This window comes from Micromonospora sp. NPDC049799 (assembly GCF_040656655.1).
Lineage (GTDB): Bacteria > Actinomycetota > Actinomycetes > Mycobacteriales > Micromonosporaceae > Micromonospora.
Genome location: NZ_JBFAMU010000903.1, coordinates 1 through 1,116, shown reverse-complemented (window position 1 = coordinate 1,116; position 1,116 = coordinate 1). Strand labels below are relative to the sequence as shown.

Here is a 1,116-nt window from a genome sequence, read left to right as displayed (position 1 = left end):
GGTCGGCCGGCACGCCGGCCGCCAGCAGCGAGCCGAGCAACCCGGCCAGCACGTCGCCGGTGCCCCCGGTGGCCAGCGCCGGGGTGCCGGTCGGATTGACGTACGCCCGGCCGTCCGGCGTGCCGACCACCGTGCGGTCCCCCTTGAGCAGCACCACCGCGTTCATCCAGGCGGCCAGCCGCAGCGTGGCGGCGACCCGGTCGGCGCCCGGCATCTCCCCGCACAGCCGGGTGAACTCCCGGTCGTGCGGCGTCACCACGATCGGGGCGTCCCGCCCGCGGAGCCGGTCGGCGAGGGAACCGTCGACCAGCAGGGTCAGCGCGTCCGCGTCGAGCACCACCGGCACCGGCGCGGCGAGCACCGCCCGCAGTTCCCCCGCCGCGTCCTCGCCGGTGCCGAGGCCGGACCCGCAGACCCAGGCCTGCACCCGGCCGGCGTCGGCGACCCGGTCGGTGGCGATCACCGAGGGGTGGTGGTGCACCACGTCGGCCCGGGCCGACCCCGCGTAGCGGACCATGCCGGTGGGGCCGGCCAGCGCACCGCCGACGGAGAGGATCGCCGCCCCCGGGTACGTCGCCGACCCCGTCGCGACTCCCACCACGCCCCGCGTGTACTTCTCCGACGCCGAGCCCAGCCGGGGCCACCAGTCGACCACGTCGGACCACTCGGTCACCCGCAGCGCGGGGCTGCCCCGCAGCCACGGCGCCAACCCGATGTCGACCAGCTCGACCTCGCCGGCGAGGGCGGCGGCCGGTCCGACCACCAGCGCCGGCTTCAACGCGCCGAACGCCACCGTCACGTCGGCGCGTACGGCGGTCGGGCGGCCCGACGCGGACAGCGGCACGTGGCCGGTGTCCACCGCGACGCCGCTCGGCACGTCGACGGCCACCACGGTCGCCCGGCCGCCGTCACGGCCACGCAGGTCATCGAGACCGGTCGCCAACCGGTCGGCGGCCTCGCGCAGGCCGCCGGTGCCGCCGATACCGACGATGCCGTCCACCACCAGGTCGACCACGGTCGGCGGCTCTCCGACGACCCGTCCCCCGGCGGCACGCAGCGCGGCCAGCCCCTCGGCGTGCGCCCGGCCGGGCGTCAGCAGCAGAGCCGACACGGCCG

1 protein-coding gene is annotated in these 1,116 nt (G+C 78.0%); it reads right to left on the bottom strand.

The genetic code is table 11. The features are described from left to right. Positions 1 to 1,116: NAD(P)H-hydrate dehydratase (locus AB0I76_RS30510; protein ID WP_357042777.1), on the bottom strand; the 1,116-nt coding region annotated here is incomplete at both ends.